Origin of the sequence: Vibrio sp. 10N.261.55.A10 (genome assembly GCF_041470825.1) — a bacterium.
In the GTDB taxonomy this organism is placed as follows: domain Bacteria; phylum Pseudomonadota; class Gammaproteobacteria; order Enterobacterales; family Vibrionaceae; genus Vibrio; species Vibrio crassostreae_C.
In genome coordinates, this window is the sequence record NZ_JBFRNC010000040.1 from 26,950 (window position 1) to 43,760 (window position 16,811).

Annotated in this window: 13 protein-coding genes; 7 read left to right on the forward strand and 6 right to left on the reverse strand. The window is 43.6% G+C overall.

What is annotated here, in order from left to right:
- Positions 1–88 precede the first annotated feature (88 nt).
- Together clpA and clpS are read right to left on the reverse strand one after the other, a co-directional pair.
- Positions 89–2,362, reverse strand: coding sequence for an ATP-dependent Clp protease ATP-binding subunit ClpA (gene clpA, locus AB4274_RS13005; protein ID WP_017062108.1), 2,274 nt, complete (start codon positions 2,360–2,362; stop codon positions 89–91).
- Between the two features lie 39 nt (positions 2,363–2,401).
- A complete protein-coding gene (clpS, locus tag AB4274_RS13010; protein WP_004737430.1) occupies positions 2,402–2,722 on the reverse strand; it encodes an ATP-dependent Clp protease adapter ClpS in 321 nt (106 codons plus the stop codon).
- Positions 2,723–3,307: 585 nt separating this feature from the next.
- Between clpS and cspD the strand changes: the two genes are divergently transcribed.
- Positions 3,308–3,529, forward strand: a complete 222-nt coding sequence (gene cspD / locus AB4274_RS13015; protein WP_004736548.1) for a cold shock domain-containing protein CspD — start codon at positions 3,308–3,310, stop codon at positions 3,527–3,529.
- Between the two features lie 327 nt (positions 3,530–3,856).
- On the opposite strand, the gene AB4274_RS13020 is transcribed toward cspD, so the two are convergent.
- Positions 3,857–6,082, reverse strand: coding sequence for an NADP-dependent isocitrate dehydrogenase (locus tag AB4274_RS13020; protein WP_017067848.1), 2,226 nt, complete (start codon positions 6,080–6,082; stop codon positions 3,857–3,859).
- 321 nt (positions 6,083–6,403) lie between these two features.
- On the opposite strand from AB4274_RS13020, the gene AB4274_RS13025 reads away from it, so the two are divergent.
- Complete coding sequence (locus tag AB4274_RS13025; RefSeq protein WP_136973574.1) at positions 6,404–7,132, forward strand: pseudouridine synthase; 729 nt, start codon at positions 6,404–6,406, stop codon at positions 7,130–7,132.
- Between the two features lie 58 nt (positions 7,133–7,190).
- On the opposite strand, the gene AB4274_RS13030 is transcribed toward AB4274_RS13025, so the two are convergent.
- Together AB4274_RS13030 and AB4274_RS13035 are read right to left on the reverse strand one after the other, a co-directional pair.
- Complete coding sequence (locus AB4274_RS13030) at positions 7,191–7,838, reverse strand: DUF2057 family protein (RefSeq protein ID WP_102398103.1); 648 nt, start codon at positions 7,836–7,838, stop codon at positions 7,191–7,193.
- 74 nt (positions 7,839–7,912) lie between these two features.
- Positions 7,913–8,932 carry a porin gene (locus tag AB4274_RS13035; protein ID WP_017070022.1) on the reverse strand — a complete coding sequence of 340 codons (1,020 nt, stop codon included), beginning with the start codon at positions 8,930–8,932 and terminating at the stop codon, positions 7,913–7,915.
- 513 nt (positions 8,933–9,445) lie between these two features.
- Between AB4274_RS13035 and dinG the strand changes: the two genes are divergently transcribed.
- From dinG to AB4274_RS13060, 5 genes are all read left to right on the forward strand, one after another.
- Positions 9,446–11,521, forward strand: coding sequence for an ATP-dependent DNA helicase DinG (dinG, locus tag AB4274_RS13040; RefSeq protein ID WP_136978344.1), 2,076 nt, complete (start codon positions 9,446–9,448; stop codon positions 11,519–11,521).
- 128 nt (positions 11,522–11,649) lie between these two features.
- Positions 11,650–12,429, forward strand: coding sequence for a TSUP family transporter (locus AB4274_RS13045; RefSeq protein ID WP_017062114.1), 780 nt, complete (start codon positions 11,650–11,652; stop codon positions 12,427–12,429).
- Between the two features lie 22 nt (positions 12,430–12,451).
- Complete coding sequence (locus tag AB4274_RS13050; RefSeq protein WP_017062115.1) at positions 12,452–13,000, forward strand: primosomal replication protein; 549 nt, start codon at positions 12,452–12,454, stop codon at positions 12,998–13,000.
- Positions 12,990–13,160, forward strand: a complete 171-nt coding sequence (gene rsmS / locus AB4274_RS13055; protein ID WP_017055021.1) for a pleiotropic regulatory protein RsmS — start codon at positions 12,990–12,992, stop codon at positions 13,158–13,160. The genes AB4274_RS13050 and rsmS overlap by 11 nt, the downstream gene beginning before the upstream one ends.
- Positions 13,161–13,210: 50 nt before the next feature.
- Entirely contained in the window at positions 13,211–14,344 is a 1,134-nt protein-coding gene (locus AB4274_RS13060; protein ID WP_372112222.1) for a JmjC domain-containing protein, read from the forward strand.
- Between the two features lie 112 nt (positions 14,345–14,456).
- Here AB4274_RS13060 and AB4274_RS13065 read toward each other — a convergent pair whose 3' ends face one another.
- Positions 14,457–16,574, reverse strand: a complete 2,118-nt coding sequence (locus tag AB4274_RS13065; RefSeq protein WP_017070026.1) for a methyl-accepting chemotaxis protein — start codon at positions 16,572–16,574, stop codon at positions 14,457–14,459.
- Between the last annotated feature and the right edge of the window lie 237 nt (positions 16,575–16,811).

A 16,811-nucleotide genomic window follows, 5' to 3' on the forward strand; every position in this document is an offset into this window, starting at 1 on the left:
CTCGCATCTCGCATCTCGCAAGCATAAAAAAACGCACAACCTAAGTCATGCGTTTTATATTTAAGCCTTTGATTTATCAATCACTTCGTTAGTGCATGACCTCTTCTTTAGCACCAACATAGATGAAATCCAATTCGTCTTTTTTCAGGGATACTTTAACCGTACCGCCATCAACCAAGCTACCGAACAGTAACTCGTTAGCAAGTGGTTTCTTAAGCTTCTCTTGAATCACACGTCCCATTGGACGAGCACCCATGGTCTTGTCATAGCCTTTATCAGCTAACCAGTGACGAGCATCCTCAGAAACCTCTAAAGACACGCCACGAGCGTCCAGTTGAACCTGAAGCTCGACAATGAACTTATCAACTACTTGGCTAATCACACTTGGGTCAAGGCTGTTGAACCAAATGATATTATCAAGACGGTTACGGAACTCAGGAGTAAATACCTTCTTGATTTCGCCCATCGCATCTGGCGCATGATCTTGTTGGATCAGGCCGATCGATTTCTTCTCGGTTTCAGCCACACCTGCGTTGGTCGTCATCACTAGAATCACATTGCGGAAGTCCGCTTTGCGACCATTGTTGTCAGTTAGCGTGCCGTTATCCATTACCTGCAGTAGCAAGTTAAAGATATCTGGGTGAGCTTTCTCGATTTCATCCAGTAACACAACAGAGTGCGGGTTCTTGATTACGGCATCCGTTAGCAAACCACCTTGGTCGTAACCAACATAACCAGGAGGCGCACCAATCAAGCGGCTCACTGAGTGTCGCTCACCGTACTCAGACATATCAAAGCGCAGAAGCTCAATACCCATCAACTTAGACAGCTGAACAGTCACCTCTGTTTTACCGACACCAGTAGGACCAGCAAACAAGAATGAACCAACAGGTTTATTGTCTGCACCCAATCCAGCACGGGTCAGCTTAATTGCTTCACTCAATACATCGATTGCAGGGTCTTGTCCGAATACCAACATTTTCATGCGCTCATCCAGTTTCTGGAGTGTATCTTTGTCTGAAGACGATACTGACTTTTCAGGAATACGCGCCATTTTCGCAACCATTGACTCAATATCAGCCACGCTTACCGTTTTCTTACGACGGCTTGCAGGTGCCAAACGACTACGAGCGCCCGCTTCATCGATTACGTCAATGGCCTTATCAGGAAGGTGGCGTTCATTAATGTATTTAGCTGACAGTTCCACAGCGGCACGCAACGCTTTGTTGGTGTAGCGCACTTCGTGGTGAGCTTCGTATTTTGGCTTCAAGCCAATCAGGATCTTGGTCGTATCGTCTAGCGATGGTTCAATAATATCTATTTTCTGGAAGCGACGAGCTAAAGCACGCTCCTTCTCAAAAATACTGCTGTACTCTTGGTACGTTGTTGAACCGATGCAACGTAATTTGCCACTGCTTAGTAGTGGTTTAATTAAGTTTGCCGCATCAACCTGGCCACCCGATGCAGCCCCGGCACCGATAATGGTGTGGATCTCATCGATGAACAGAATCGCGTCTTCTTCTTTCTCCAGTTGCTTAAGAATCGCTTTAAAACGTTTCTCAAAGTCACCACGATATTTGGTTCCGGCTAACAGTGAACCGATATCTAGAGAATAAATTACGCTGCTCTGAATGATTTCAGGCACTTGTCCTTCAACGATGCGCCATGCAAGACCTTCCGCGATGGCAGTTTTACCTACCCCCGCTTCACCCACTAACAGAGGGTTGTTCTTACGACGACGACACAGAACTTGGATAGTGCGTTCTAGCTCTTTGTCACGACCGATTAGTGGGTCAATATTGCCCTGCTTTGCGACTTCGTTAAGGTTAGTAGCAAAATTTTCTAAACGGTCTTCAGAGTTAGCTTCTTCAGCATTTTCTGCACCACCAAATGAATCGGATGATGAAGGACTGTCGCCTTCGTTGCTGGCTTTGGTAATACCGTGTGAGATGAAGTTAACAATATCTAAGCGACTAATGTCGTTTTTCTTAAGAAGATATGCCGCGTGAGATTCTTGCTCACTAAAAATAGCCACAAGTACGTTAGCACCTGTTACTTCGCTGCGACCTGAAGATTGAACATGAAAAACAGCGCGTTGAAGTACTCGTTGAAAGCTCAACGTAGGCTGAGTTTCGCGAGTTTCATCGCTTTCAGGGATAAGTGGGGTCGTTTGATCGATAAAAATATCGAGCTCATTGCGAAGAGCATCGAGATCAGCCTGACAAGCTTGGAGCGCTTCCTTGGCCGCATCATTTTCTAATAATGCTAGTAGGAGGTGTTCAACAGTCATGAATTCATGTCGCTTGTCTCGCGCACGAGCAAATGCGCCATTTAAACTCGTCTCTAATTCTTTATTTAGCATAAGTACCTCCTAAGGGAACAACAGTGTTGTTCGAGCAATTTATACTTGCTCCATTGTACATAGTAGCGGATGCTCATTTTCCTTTGAGTACATCGTGACCTGCGCTACCTTTGTTTCCGCTATTTCAGCACTGTATGTGCCGCATATAGCTTTACCTTCATAATGAACCTTGAGCATCACTTCCGTTGCTTTTTCGATATCTAGTGAGAAGAATCGCTCTAGGATCTCGATTACAAAGTCCATGGGCGTGTAGTCATCGTTATTCAACACAACGTTATACATCGCCGGTGGCTTTACTTTTGTTGCTTCTTTCTCCAGTAAATCTGAGCCTGGAGATGCCCATTCAAAGTTTCTGCTCATATCGCTTTGCTAAGGGTTATTTTTCGGAAGTCGTGAGTGTTTACCTAACTCAAATTTACCACATTCACGCTTTACCGTGTACTAAGAAACTGCACCTAGAAACAGTACCAAAAAATATTCCTCTATACTGAGCCTAATCCACCATTTCCATCGCTGCAAATAAAAGATCTCGATTAACAAGATTAACATATGTGATTGATTAAAAAGACGCCATAACTATTGATACTAACGATAAGATTACCGCTAAGTTACTATTTAGTTAATAGTTTGCGGTTAATCTCGAATGTGATTTGTTATTAAAATTGATCACTTTTATACCAATTTACTATTGACTGTGCTCAATCATTAGCTACATTGGAGCTAAAAGGTTTTTTAATACACTTTTGCAACATGAATTAAAATCAGTAACACGCTTCAAAAATTAACAATAAGGAATAATTACGCAGGGTAGCGTTAATTTCCGTAAGCAATGTACGAGATTCAAGCTATTAGCTGAAATTCTTTAGCTGGTAGGAATGATATCAATCGCACTTACAACAATTGATATAACAACGTTAGTAACAAAATGCATGAGGGATGTATAGCATGGCTACAGGTACAGTAAAATGGTTTAACAATGCCAAAGGGTTTGGCTTTATTTGTCCAGAAGGTGAAGACGGCGATATTTTCGCGCACTACTCCACAATACAAATGGAAGGTTATCGAACCTTAAAGGCTGGTCAGCAGGTCGACTATGAAGTAGAAAGTGGACCTAAAGGCTCGCATGCTAGCTCCGTTGTTCCTGTAGAAGGCAGCGCCGCAAAATAGGCGAATGCAAACTCATGTTAACCTCCATCAATCGTCATTAACGGCTGACAGGTAAACAGAATATTGAAACCGCTCATTTAATACCTGTAACACAGGATTACGTGAGCGGTTTTTTTCGTTTTGGGGGCTCTAAAGTTGCTCACTGGACAATGAGCTCGAAGAGCTACTCCCCTTAAGCTAGGTCTTAAGAAGTATTAGACAGAAAAAAGACGCTTTAACATTATCGTTAAAGCGTCTTTCGTTTTGACTTTATCTATAACTTAGCTATCAGCCTAAGCAACTCGTTAGCAAATCACGTTCATGAGTGACTAACGATGAGTCCAATCACTATGCATCAATAAACGCGTTTAGCGTTGAGCTTGGGCGCATTAGTGTTGAAACCAATGCATCGTCAAGTAGGTAGTAACCACCTAAGTCGCCAGCCACACCTTGAGCGTTGTTCAGCTCTGCAACGATCGCTTCTTCACTTTCAGCCAGTTGACTTGCCACACCTGCAAACTCAGCAGCAAGATCAGCGTCAGCCGTTTGCTCAGCAAGCGCCTTAGCCCAGTATGCCGCTAGATAGTAGTGGCTACCACGGTTATCAAGCTCACCTACTCGACGTGAAGGAGACTTGTTGTTATCAAGGAACTCACCCGTCGCTTTATCAAGCGCATCAGCTAGAACTTGTGCTTTAGCGTTACCTGTTACTACGCTCAGGTGCTCTAGAGATGCCGCTAGTGCCAAGAATTCACCTAGAGAATCCCAACGCAGGTGGTTTTCTTTCTCTACTTGTTGAACATGTTTAGGAGCAGAGCCGCCAGCACCTGTTTCAAACAGACCACCACCGTTCATTAGTGGAACAATCGATAGCATCTTAGCTGATGTACCAAGCTCTAAAATCGGGAACAAGTCAGTTAGGTAATCACGTAATACGTTACCAGTAACCGAAATAGTATCTAGGCCTTCTTTGATACGAACCAGTGAGTATTGAGTCGCTTCAAGTGGAGCAAGGATCTTAATTTCAAGACCATCGGTATCGTATTCAGGAAGGTATGCTTCAACTTTCTTGATAAGCTGAGCATCATGTGCGCGTGACGCATCTAGCCAAAATACCGCTGGAACACCCGATGCACGAGCACGCGTTACCGCAAGCTTAACCCAGTCTTGGATTGGTGCATCTTTAACCTGACACATACGGAAGATATCGCCTTCCTCTACGTCTTGCTCAAGAAGCACAGCGCCTGAAGCGTCAACAACTTGAACCTGACCAGCAGCTTCAAGGATGAAAGTCTTATCATGAGAACCGTACTCTTCCGCTTTTTGAGCCATCAAGCCAACGTTTGGTACGCTACCCATCGTTGTTGGATCGAACGCGCCGTTCTCTTTACAGAAATCAATAACCGCTTGGTAAATGCTCGCGTAGCTACGATCTGGGATCATTGCTTTGGTATCTTTTTGCTTACCTTCTGGATCCCACATTTGACCAGAAGAACGCAGCATTGCAGGCATAGATGCATCCACAATGATATCGCTTGGTACGTGTAGGTTAGTAATGCCACGGTCCGAATCAACCATCGCTAGTGGTGGCTGAGTCTCGTATACCGCTTGCAGGTCAGCTTCGATTGCTTCTTTCTGCTCTTGAGGAAGCGCATCAATCTTCGCGTAGACATCACCGATGCCGTTATTTACATCAACGCCTAGCTCTTCAAACAGCTGACCGTGTTTAGCAAATACGTCTTTGTAGTAAACCTTAACCGCGTGACCAAAGATCACTGGGTCAGATACTTTCATCATCGTCGCTTTCAAGTGAAGAGAAAGCAGTACACCTTGCTCTTTAGCCGATGCGATTTCTTTTTCGAAGAATGCAACCAAAGCGGCCTTATTCATCACTGACGCATCAATGATCTCTTTATCTTGCAGTGCAAAAGCTGGCTTCAATGTTTTCTTCGCACCATCTTTGCCAACGAATTCAATGCTAACTTCTGTAGCACCTTCAATGGTTACTGACTTTTCGCTACCGAAGAAGTCTTTGTCGTCCATACTTGAAACGTGCGACTTAGAATCTGCAGACCAAGCACCCATTGAGTGTGGGTTCTTCTTCGCGTAGTTTTTAACAGAAAGTGGAGCGCGGCGATCCGAGTTACCTTCACGCAATACTGGATTTACTGCACTGCCTTTGATTTTGTCGTAAGTCGCTTTTACTGCTTTCTCTTCGTCAGTGTTTGCTTCTTCTGGGTAATTAGGAAGTGCGTAACCTTTTGACTGTAGCTCTTTGATTGTTGCTTGAAGCTGAGGTACAGATGCAGAGATGTTTGGAAGTTTGATAATGTTTGCTTCTGGTGTCTTAGCCAATTCACCTAGTTCTGCTAATGCATCACCAATACGTTGCTCTTCGTTCAAATAGTCAGGGAAGTTGGCAATAATACGCCCTGCAAGTGAAATGTCGCGAGTATCAACGTTAATACCAGAAGAAGCTGTAAAAGATTGAATGATAGGCAGCAGAGAGTATGTTGCTAGCGCCGGAGCTTCGTCTGTAATGGTATAGATGATCGTTGGTTTTTCAGTAGGCATGAAATTTCCCTATAGTTCTTACAAGCTCATTTAAAGTAGTGAGCGTGTTATAAATTGACCAGTAAGCCACTCTAAGAGTGAAAACTGCTTACTCGATAGTCGTACTCTATCTTATTTTTCATACAATCTTGATGACAGCATGAACCAAATCCGTGAGTGCGTTGTTATAATAAAACACGAAGGTATAATTAAACAAATCAGGCTTAAGAGTCCATCAACTTGTTCTATTTTGTGTCTTTTAGGCGCGCAAATGATAGCTCAATTCCGTTTCAGTGAAAACTTTTCAGCACACTTCGTTTACATTTTTGCAAGGTAGTTAACATGTCTACTCGCTCACGCAGCGCATCTCGTTCAGACAAACCGGCTCGTTCTGGTGCAACATTAAAACAAAGCGGTAATAGACAAAGCCGAAGCAGTGATAAGAATAACACTGGCAATTCGCACAACAAATCTCACTCAAGCAAGCACCGATATAAAGGCAAGCCTACCAATGCAAAACCTAAGGTTGCGCTCGAAGATCGCAAAGTAATTCTGTTCAACAAGCCTTTCGATACTCTAAGCCAATTTACAGATGGCGAAGGGAGAAAAACGCTAGCGGACTTTATTCCAGTGAAAGACGTTTATGCTGCAGGTCGCCTTGACCGCGACAGCGAAGGGTTAATGGTCTTGACCAACGATGGTATTTTTCAAGCTAAGCTAACTCAACCAAACTCAAAATCCCCAAAGACTTACTGGGTACAGGTTGAAGGCGCACCTTCTGAGGAAGATTTAGATAAATTGAGAAAAGGTGTCGAACTAAAAGACGGCATGACACTGCCCGCTCAGGTTGAGGTGATGTCTGAACCTGTTGTGTGGGATAGAAATCCTCCAGTACGCTTCAGAGCCGCGATACCGACAACATGGTTGGCTATTACAATCATTGAAGGACGTAACCGTCAGGTAAGACGAATGACAGCCAATATCGGCTTCCCTACCCTGCGTCTTATCCGTTACTCAATGGGTAATATGAATGTGGGGCAGCTGCAGCCTGGTGAGTGGAAAGAGATTTAACTCATAGCAATATATTAAAGCGAGATTTACGTCTCGCTTTTTTGTACGTGAAGATTGATTACTTTTGGTCAATTAACCATTTTTGGAATGCTTTACGCTCTTCTTCATTTGCTCTTGAATACCATAGCTTAAGTTGAAGCGTATTTTCAGACTCTTGCACAGTACTGTCGCCAGCTACCGTTGCTCCAACTACTGCACCAGTTTGTACCGCCGCTAGCTCTTCTTTCAACGAACGAATCTTGCCTGAATCAAAAACTAAGCCTCTTTCTTGGTTGTAGTCTTTAACCAACTGAGGGATATCGCTGTAAGGCAGTGCACCTTGAGATGGAGGCAAAACTTCTTGCACGACTTCTGCATCATCACCGTTTACAGAGATACTGAATATAGGAAGTTCTCTGTCTACATTTTTTTCGATTTTAGCGTACTTTCTACTTAGAAGATCAATATCAACATCAGCATTTTCGGGAACATTAACTACCATAATGTAAGGAACTGTACTGATAAACTCGCGTTTGCCTTTATCGCTCAAATACCCTGTGTAATCTAAAACGAGTTGGTTTTCACCTGAGGTGAATACAGCGTCTTCCACACTTTCAACAACCTCACCGTTCAAAGTATTTAGCGAAATACCAGAAGCCAAATCAAGAGCAGCCGTTGCGTATGGTGCAGAGAATAGACAGACAAAACTCAAATACCACTTGTTCATGTACGATTCCTTAATCAATAAATGTAAAAAAGCCAGCTAATAGCTGGCTTTTGTATAGCATAGTTAACTACAGATTAGAATGTGTAGTAAACACCAGCGATAACGCCGTCAGCATCTAGAGTTTGTGATGCGTATTCGAAATCAGCAGTTTGGTATTCAGCTAGGAATAGGATGTTGTCACGGAATGCGTAATCAACACCAACAACTAGGTTAGTAGAGTCGATATCAGAGATCTTAGAAGTACCCGCTGCTGTAGCGATTTCGTCAGTTGTTGCTACAGAGTATGTAGCGTATAGACGAACAGCGTCGATTTGGTAAGCAGCTGCGATACCCATAGTTTCACCGTTGCCGTAAGAATCAGCAGCGATGTCAGATAGGTCCCAGTAACCGTAACCTTGGTTGCCTTCAAACTGTGCGTAAGTAAGCGCTAAGTAAAAACCACCAAATTCAGCAGAAGCAGAAACACCAGCAAGAGAGTAATCTACATCTTTAGCAGCGTCACCAGTGATGTAAGAAGCACCGATAGAGAAGTTGCTGAATGCGTAATCTGCAGAGATACCGTAAGTGTTGTCAACGTCTTCAGTAGAATCAGTGTTAACGTCAGCTACGATGGTGAAACCTTCAACGAATTGACCTTTGAATACAGCGCCGTGGCCAGAAGACTCGCGGTGGTGACCACCAGTAGAGCCCATGTAGTTACCTTCGTTTGTGATATCATCTTTCTGGATAGCGTCAGCAGATTCTGCTAGGTCGCCAGTTTCACCGAAAGCCATACCCCAAGTGTCAGTTTTAAAACCAGCTAGAACGTCATCGAACTTAGCGTTGCTGCCGTCAGTTTCGATTTCGAAAGATGCGAATGCTGTGAACTGGTCGTTAAGCTTCTGCTCAGCGTCTAGTTGAATTTTAGCCCAAGTAGAAACGTCAGCTTCGTTTTTAACTGTTTTAGTTAGAGTCTCGTCTACTTCAGATTGTTGTAGGTAGATATCTACCTCGCCTTTTAGGCCAACTTTAGTATCGTCGTTAGAGTAAATTTCTGCTGCGTTTACAGAAGTTGCTGTAGCTGCGATAGCTAGCGCTAATAGAGTCTTTTTCATAATAAATCCACTGCCTTTTCTAAGAATGGGAGATCCTTGCCCGGTTCCCTTTTATTTTTATGACTGGTCATTACCACTCTTTGTTGGTTAATCACCGTCACTAAATTTCGAGGTCTAGATTGCAAAAGATTATCCTGCGTGTCAAATAAACTAAAAACAAACCTAAAAAAAACACAAAGCAATCAAAATCAACCACTTACATTTTTTTTCATAGTTTTACGAGCAGCTTATCCTTAGTTTTATCAGGAAATATAATAATCCAAAAAAAGAACAAAACAGCATTTAACACCACAAACAACTTGTAAAAACGCCACATCTCAGGATTTAACACCTACAAGCAAGTCTTTTTTAATATTTATATTTCGCAACATAAATAAAATAGTTAAGTTCCTGATGGTTCAGTTTTTTTTTGTGAACAAGATCTACCTTTGATTCAAAAGCAAGCTATTTCACCGTAAATGTACCGACTAGTGATATGTGCTACTATCCTCGCTCCGTTACGTAGGTCACAGTATGCTAACTACTAAAATTCAAAAATCTATTCGCACCAGTTATCAAAACCTCCAAGATCAGTTGGACAACTTTGTACCTCGACGTGCTCAAAATTACCTTGTTGCAGAAATAGCGAAGACACTTTGTGGTCAATACCACAAAAGTAATCGCATGATTGTTGCAGAAGCGGGAACCGGGATCGGGAAATCACTGGCTTATTTAATGGCAACTATTCCTGTCGCTGTGCTCAATAACCGAAAAATAGTCATATCAACGGCGACGGTTGCGCTACAAGAACAGCTCGTCAATAAAGATCTCCCTCTATATAGAAGACTGACTGATCGAGAGTTTTCTTTCATATTAGCGAAGGGCAGACAGCGTTATTGTTGTTCCGAAAAGCTAGCCGCTGCCTGCGGGGTTGATGGCGGACAAATGGCCATGTTCGAATCTAAGCCAAAGAAGAAGGATATCGACCAACTTCAAACCATGTATCGTAGCCTAACCCAAGGTAAATGGGATGGTGACCGTGATTCGTGGCCAAAACCCATCGACAACATGATTTGGCAGATGATTGTCAGCGATAAGCACAGCTGTAACAACAGTATGCCTACGCATAGAGACTGCCCTTTCCAGAAAGCTCGCTCAGAGCTAGATAAAGCAGACGTGATTATCGCCAATCACAGTTTAGTGATGGCTGATGCAGACTTAGGCGGCGGCGTGATACTGCCTGAACCAGAAAATAGCATCTATATATTCGATGAAGCTCACCATTTACCGCATGTAGCCAGAGATCACTCTTCTGCGGCTGCGAGCTTAAAAGGCGCAGCATCGTGGTTGGAGCGTTTGAATCAATCAATCACTAAACTTTCAGGCCTCGCTGACGAGAAACGTGTCCATCGATTTCGAAATGAGCTGCAAGACTCAGTGCAACAGCTGATCCCTACCCTGACTCAAATGAGTAAACAGTTTGACGCTAACCACTTTGAAGACGGCTTGTATCGCTTCGAACATGGCGACTTACCTGAGTGGCTTGAGAATGAATCAAAAGACCTCAAGCAACTCACACAAAAGGCGAGCCAAGCAGTTGCGAAGATTGCAGACCTGATTGCGGAACGAGTTAAAGACGGCGAGCTTTCAGCAAAGCTTGCAGAGCCGGCACTGGCAGAAATTGGCTTCTATATACAAAGAACAGAGAACCTTGCTCAAGTTTGGCGCTTAATGGCTGAACCGAAGAGAGAAAAAGGTGCTCCTTTGGCTCGTTGGCTCGAACTTAACAAAGAAAGCGAAGGCGATTTCGTTGTGAATGTTTCGCCACTAGAGGTAGGTTGGCAACTGGATCAACAAATCTGGAGCCGCTGTGTGGGTGCCGTATTAGTATCTGCGACCATGAGGGCGCTCAACTCTTTCAGCTTTTTCTGTCATCAAGCAGGTATCAGCCAAAAAGCAGAAGATGGCGTACAATTTTTGGCTTTGGCATCACCGTTTGATTACCAGAATCAAGCTGAGCTGATCGTTCCGGCAATGAAGTACGAACCACAAGCACCTCAGTTTACCGAATATCTTATTGAAATTTTGCCTAAGGTAATAGAAGACAAAAAAGCCAATCTCGTTCTATTCTCTTCTTACTGGCAAATGAACAAAGTTGCAGAGGCTTTAACAACAGATTTCGTTAAAAAGTCGTGGGCATTGCAGGTTCAAGGCGATACTTCACGAACTGAAATTCTAAAAAAACATAAAAAGCTAATAGACCAAGGTAAAACCAGCGTTCTTTTTGGAACTGGCAGCTTTTCTGAAGGTCTTGATCTACCGGGTGAGCTTCTTGAAAACCTCGTTATTACCAAGATTCCTTTTGGTGTTCCTACCTCTCCCGTAGAGCAAGCACATTCAGAATATATTGAATCACGCGGTGGTAACCCTTTTATGCAGATTACTGTTCCAGATGCGAGTAAAAAGCTTATTCAATCTGTGGGTAGACTACTGCGTAAGGAAAGAGATTCTGGTAAAGTCACGATCCTTGATAGACGCATAGTAACGAAGCGATACGGAAAGTCCCTACTCGATTCACTACCGCCTTTTAAAAGAACAATAAAATACTAATATCCCCTGCCCTTGAGGTAGTTATGGGCCTTCATCGCTAGGCCCTTGCATTCACAACCCAACATGACTAATCCATAGATTTTTCATGTGGCTGCCCTATCAGCCGATAACGAGAACACTAGCTATTTATGGAAATGATTGAGCCAACCATGTTGGTCATACTTGCTCTGGTTGCATTTGCAGCAGGCTTTATTGATGCTGTCGCAGGTGGCGGAGGGATGTTAACCGTTCCAGCTTTACTGTCACTTGGTTTACCGCCACACATCGCATTGGGTACTAACAAGCTTGCAGCAACCTTCGCTTCATCTACAGCTGCATTCACTTACTACCGTAAAAAGCTGTTCAAGCCTGAGTGTTGGGTCAATGCATTCATATCTACTTTAATAGGTGCGACCATCGGCACACTCACTGTTGATGCCATTAGCACCGAGTGGTTAGAGAAGGTATTGCCGTTAGTCATTCTTGCCGCAGCGGTCTATACCATTTTTCATAAGACTCCAGATGTGAGCCATAATGTGTCTCCTAAGCCATGCCCTGTGCTTAAGAGAAAACAAAAGTACCAAGGATTCATTCTTGGCTTTTATGATGGGGTTGCTGGCCCAGGAACTGGCGCGTTTTGGACGGTAAGCTCTATGGCGCTTTATCGCTTAAACATCTTACTTGCCTCTGGTCTATCCAAAGCCATGAACTTTACCAGTAACTTTACCTCTTTGGTGACCTTCGCGATTCTTGGTCATATTGATTGGGTTCTAGGTTTAACCATGGGCCTTTGTTTGATGGCCGGTGCATTTGTTGGCGCTCACTCTGCTATTCGGTTCGGTGCTACATTTATAAGACCTGTGTTTGTTACAGTTGTAAGCGTACTTGCAATTAAACTGGCATACGAAGCTTGGTTTGTGAACTTATAGGCAGTAGCCAACGGGAAGTGAAATGAATCAATTTTCAAAGCTAAAAAGTGTTATTGATACCTTGATTGGCCATTGCTCGCAGGTTGACAAATCTCGAGGGGCTTATCATCAAGCCTTGTTTGACCGAGCCTTATTTAAATGCGGCGCCTCTGTTTTGCTTCCCTATGCACTTGAAACTCAGGCAACGTACCGCACCATTGTACGTGAACAAACCTCAAATCAACTGACCGCGTCCAGAGCCAACTACCTGACAGAAAAGCTGACCAATCAGATTGCAGCAATCCAAAGAGAGTTAGCCAACCACGATTTACGCTTGGACCGAAAAAGCAAGTCAGGGAAAACCCTGAACGACCTATACAACGAACTCGCCCAGCACCAAGACTGGCAAAAGCGATTGGTCGATTTAGTACGAGTACGAAAGTTAACGTTTGATTCTGCGCCTCGCCACAGTAAGAAAAAAGCGGAAGAGGCTTGGCAGTTAGCAAAAGAGCGATTAGAACGCTGTGAAGACTCAATGAAAAATATTGAGAGACTGATTAACTTAGAGAACCCTAAGCGAAATGAACACTGATAACACACCATCACCACTGGATAACGCACCAGAAGAAGTTAAGTTAGCTGTCGACCTGATCTATCTGCTCGAAAGCAACGAAATCGATCCAAAAGTCGCGTTAGAAGCAATCAAAATTGTCCAGCAAGATTTACAAGCCAAACTAGCATCTAGCATCTAGCATCTAGCATCTAGCATCTAGCATCTAGCATAAAAATATACAGGATTCACATGTACCAACTCAGCTTTTCTATGCCCGAGTTTCTTGAAAACTACTGGCATAAAAAACCAACCATCTTAAAGGGTGGCTTCCAAAACTTCGTCGACCCAATTTCGCCGGAAGAACTTGCTGGTTTATCGATGGAAGAAGAAGTGGATTCTCGCTTTGTCTCTAACCTCGACAATCAGTGGACTGCAGAACACGGCCCATTCTCTGAAGAAAAGTTTGGCGAATTAACCGAAACTCATTGGCAACTGATCGTTCAAGCAGCGAACCACTGGCACCAAGGCGCAAATCAGCTGACTGAGGCGTTCCAAGCGTTACCAAACTGGTTATTCGACGATCTCATGATCTGCTACTCAGCACCTGAAGGCGGCGTAGGCCCACATATTGATCAATACGATGTCTTCATCATTCAAGGTCAAGGCAAACGTCAATGGAAGGTTGGCGCTAAAGATGTTGGCCAATACAAAGAGACTGTTCAAGCGTCTGCACTTCGTCAAATTGAAGGTTTTGACCCAATCATTGATGAAACTTTAGAGCCGGGCGATATCCTTTATATCCCACCAGGTTTCCCACATGAAGGGAACACGTTAGAGCCGTCAATAAGCTACTCTATTGGCTACCGCTCGCCTAAAGAACAAGAACTGATCAGCAACTTTGCCGATTTTGTGCTTGCTCATGATATGGGTGACGTACACCTGCACGAGCCAGAATTCAAAATGCAAGAAGGCTACGGAAAAATTCGTTCATCGGATTTAAGCAATCTCACAGACATGTTGAAATCTGCACTAGAGCAACCTGAAACCATCAGTGAATTCATGGGTTGTCTGCTAAGCCAATCACGCCACCAGCTTGATATCGTTGCTCCAGAGCCACTATGGACTCAAGAAGAGATCGCTCAACACTTAGAGTCTGAAGGTGAGATTCACCGAGTATCAGGCTTAAAGGCGCTCTACCACGAAAATGAAAGCAACACCGCTTACATCAATGGCGAAGTGGTTAAGGTTGATGAAGCGGATTCTTCGTTACTCAACATACTTTGCGATGAGACCATGATTACCTCGGCTACTGCCCTATCTCCTTCGGGCATAACTGTCGTGACTGAATTGGTCAACAAAGGCTACTGGTTTATCGAAGAGTAAGCAGCGTCAACCGCTGGTTATTGCATAGCCTCTAAATAAACAATTAAAAAAGGGACAAATGAAATCTTCATTTGTCCCTTTTTCTATTCAAGAACTGGTTAAGGCTTAATGCTTATACCTTGAACTGATTGACCAACTTCTGTTGTTGTTGAGACAGTTGGTCAATTTCATTGCCGACTTGCTCAGAAGCCGCGGCTTGCTCCAAGATCTTCGCACTCAAATCGCGAATATTAACCACGCTTTGATTTACTTCACCGGAAACCGATTGTTGCTCTTCGGCTGCTCGAACGATCTGACTGTTCATATCACTGATCGCCTCAATAGAAGTAAAGATCGACCCCAGATCTTCAACTGCTTTCTGAACGTGTAGTGCTGTATCGTTAGCTAGGATATTGCCTTCTTGTATTGCTTCAACGACATCTTGAGTTCCAGCATGAACCTTGTCGATCACCGCTCTGATCTCACCAACCGATGACTGGGTGCGACTTGCGAGGTTTCTTACCTCATCCGCAACAACAGCAAAACCTCGACCTTGTTCGCCAGCACGAGCCGCTTCAATCGCCGCGTTCAATGCCAGTAAGTTAGTTTGCTCAGAGATCCCTTCAATCACACTTAAGATCTCGGTGATGTTTCCGTTATTTTTTGCCAATTCTTCAACAATAGGAACAGCACTCGACATACGCTCCACCAGCTTTCTCATTTCACCTGCTGAAAGTTCGATGACTTGTTGCCCTTGTTGAGCAGAACGATTCGCTTCGCACGCTGCATCAACGGCCACTTCTGCATTTTGTACCACTAAGCCCGCAGTTTGAGTCATCTCTTCGGCCGCTGTCGCGACTAGATCCACTTCTTTAAATTGAGACTCGCTGCTTTCACGAGTACTTGATGCTGATGCTTTCGCTTGGCTGGTAGTATTTGCCACTTGTTCTGTGGTGTGAATGACTTCTTTGATTGTGTGTTGCAGCTTATCTAGGAACAGGTTAAATCCTTTTGACAACTGACCGATTTCATCTTGAGACTTCACTTCCAAGCGCTGCGTCAAATCACCTTCACCTGAAGCGATGTCATTCAACCTTTCCACAACCTGACGAATCGGCTTCACAATAGACAACGAGGCAAACGCGATAATGGCTAAGCCAAAGATAATAAACACTGTACCGGCGATCACTTCTGTTTTGATGCCTTCACTTAGCTTAGTGCTAATGATGGAATCCAATTTATTTGCGTCAGCGACGACACTGTCTCTTGGGATCTCAAACAACACCCCCCAAGTTTGGTTAGCTGCAACAACAGGTGCAAAGGCAAGTAACCACTCACCGTTCTCGCTCCATTGCGTTGTCACTTCACCACCAAAGATAAAGTCGGTCATTAAATCACTGTTTGTATTGCCACTTTGGAAAGTTGAACCGACTGCAATGCTTGAATCATCAGAAGCGATGACCGAACCATCTAGACTAACCACGTAAGCTTTACCCGCACCGTTAAACAAGCTCTGGTCAGATTGAGTAATCACACTGGTTAAACCATCAAGTCTTAGATCAATACCAAGAAAACCAATAGCAACGTCGTCAACCAAAATAGGGACTGAAATAGAGGACGTAAGTAGTGCTACACCACCGCTGTTCACGACTCTCGGCGTACTAATACACGTTTGCCCTGAAGACAAAGGACAGTAAAAACGTTCGCTATTGCTGTCATCATTCAAGATAGATTCTGAAAGAACGTTCGCTAGAACATTTTCACCGTTATCTGCCACCTTCCAGTAAGGAGCAAAACGACCTTTTTCGTTAGAACCAACATAATCAGCATCGACATAATTCGCATCTTCACTATCGAGCAAGTCAGGCTTGAAAACTAGATACGCTCCTTGAATAGAGTCGAAGTTTAAAACCGAGCGACGAACCATTTCATCCAAGGCGGTACGAAGCTCTTCACTTGGTGTAAAGTTTTCGTCTGCATTGTTTTTTAGAAACTGAGCACTGGCCGCAAGCATCTCTGCGCGGTAAATAGCTTCGTCTACATAACGTTGAGTTTCTTGAGCGTTTAGCTGAGAAACAGACGCCAGCAACTGCTGAGTTTTATTGATAACTGATTCTGAACTTTGAGATTTGATGACTTGTTGATTGCTCGTCGCGTTGTAGATCGAGAAACCAATAAGAGACAGTGACGTAATGATTAAACAACAACCTGCTAAGAGGGTTATTTTCCACTGTACCGATAGAGAGCGCATTTAATATCCTTATTTAAGCCAAAAGACTTCCATAACCATAACTATCACATCGACAACGAATTGCTGTACACAATGTAAATGAGTTAGACGAATAGCTTAGCGGATAATTACAGCACAAATTGCTTACATATAAAACGAAAGTTTATACAAATGTTAATAGAGCGTGTTTTCTTCCTTTTTTCTGTGATTTAAAATGATGTACTCATATAATCATTAGCTGTGTTGCTTAGGTTTTAG

Excerpts from the sequence above, each read along its gene's own strand:
- clpS (WP_004737430.1), bottom strand. The coding sequence starts at position 2,722 with ATGAGCAGAAACTTTGAATGGGCATCTCCAGGCTCAGATTTACTGGAG.
- AB4274_RS13050 (WP_017062115.1), top strand. The coding sequence starts at position 12,452 with ATGAATCAATTTTCAAAGCTAAAAAGTGTTATTGATACCTTGATTGGC.
- AB4274_RS13065 (WP_017070026.1), bottom strand. The coding sequence starts at position 16,574 with ATGCGCTCTCTATCGGTACAGTGGAAAATAACCCTCTTAGCAGGTTGT.
- AB4274_RS13045 (WP_017062114.1), top strand. The coding sequence starts at position 11,650 with ATGGAAATGATTGAGCCAACCATGTTGGTCATACTTGCTCTGGTTGCA.
- AB4274_RS13020 (WP_017067848.1), bottom strand. The coding sequence starts at position 6,082 with ATGCCTACTGAAAAACCAACGATCATCTATACCATTACAGACGAAGCT.
- AB4274_RS13030 (WP_102398103.1), bottom strand. The coding sequence starts at position 7,838 with ATGAACAAGTGGTATTTGAGTTTTGTCTGTCTATTCTCTGCACCATAC.
- clpA (WP_017062108.1), bottom strand. The coding sequence starts at position 2,362 with ATGCTAAATAAAGAATTAGAGACGAGTTTAAATGGCGCATTTGCTCGT.
- rsmS (WP_017055021.1), top strand. The coding sequence starts at position 12,990 with ATGAACACTGATAACACACCATCACCACTGGATAACGCACCAGAAGAA.
- AB4274_RS13025 (WP_136973574.1), top strand. The coding sequence starts at position 6,404 with ATGTCTACTCGCTCACGCAGCGCATCTCGTTCAGACAAACCGGCTCGT.
- AB4274_RS13035 (WP_017070022.1), bottom strand. The coding sequence starts at position 8,932 with ATGAAAAAGACTCTATTAGCGCTAGCTATCGCAGCTACAGCAACTTCT.
- dinG (WP_136978344.1), top strand. The coding sequence starts at position 9,446 with ATGCTAACTACTAAAATTCAAAAATCTATTCGCACCAGTTATCAAAAC.
- cspD (WP_004736548.1), top strand. The coding sequence starts at position 3,308 with ATGGCTACAGGTACAGTAAAATGGTTTAACAATGCCAAAGGGTTTGGC.
- AB4274_RS13060 (WP_372112222.1), top strand. The coding sequence starts at position 13,211 with ATGTACCAACTCAGCTTTTCTATGCCCGAGTTTCTTGAAAACTACTGG.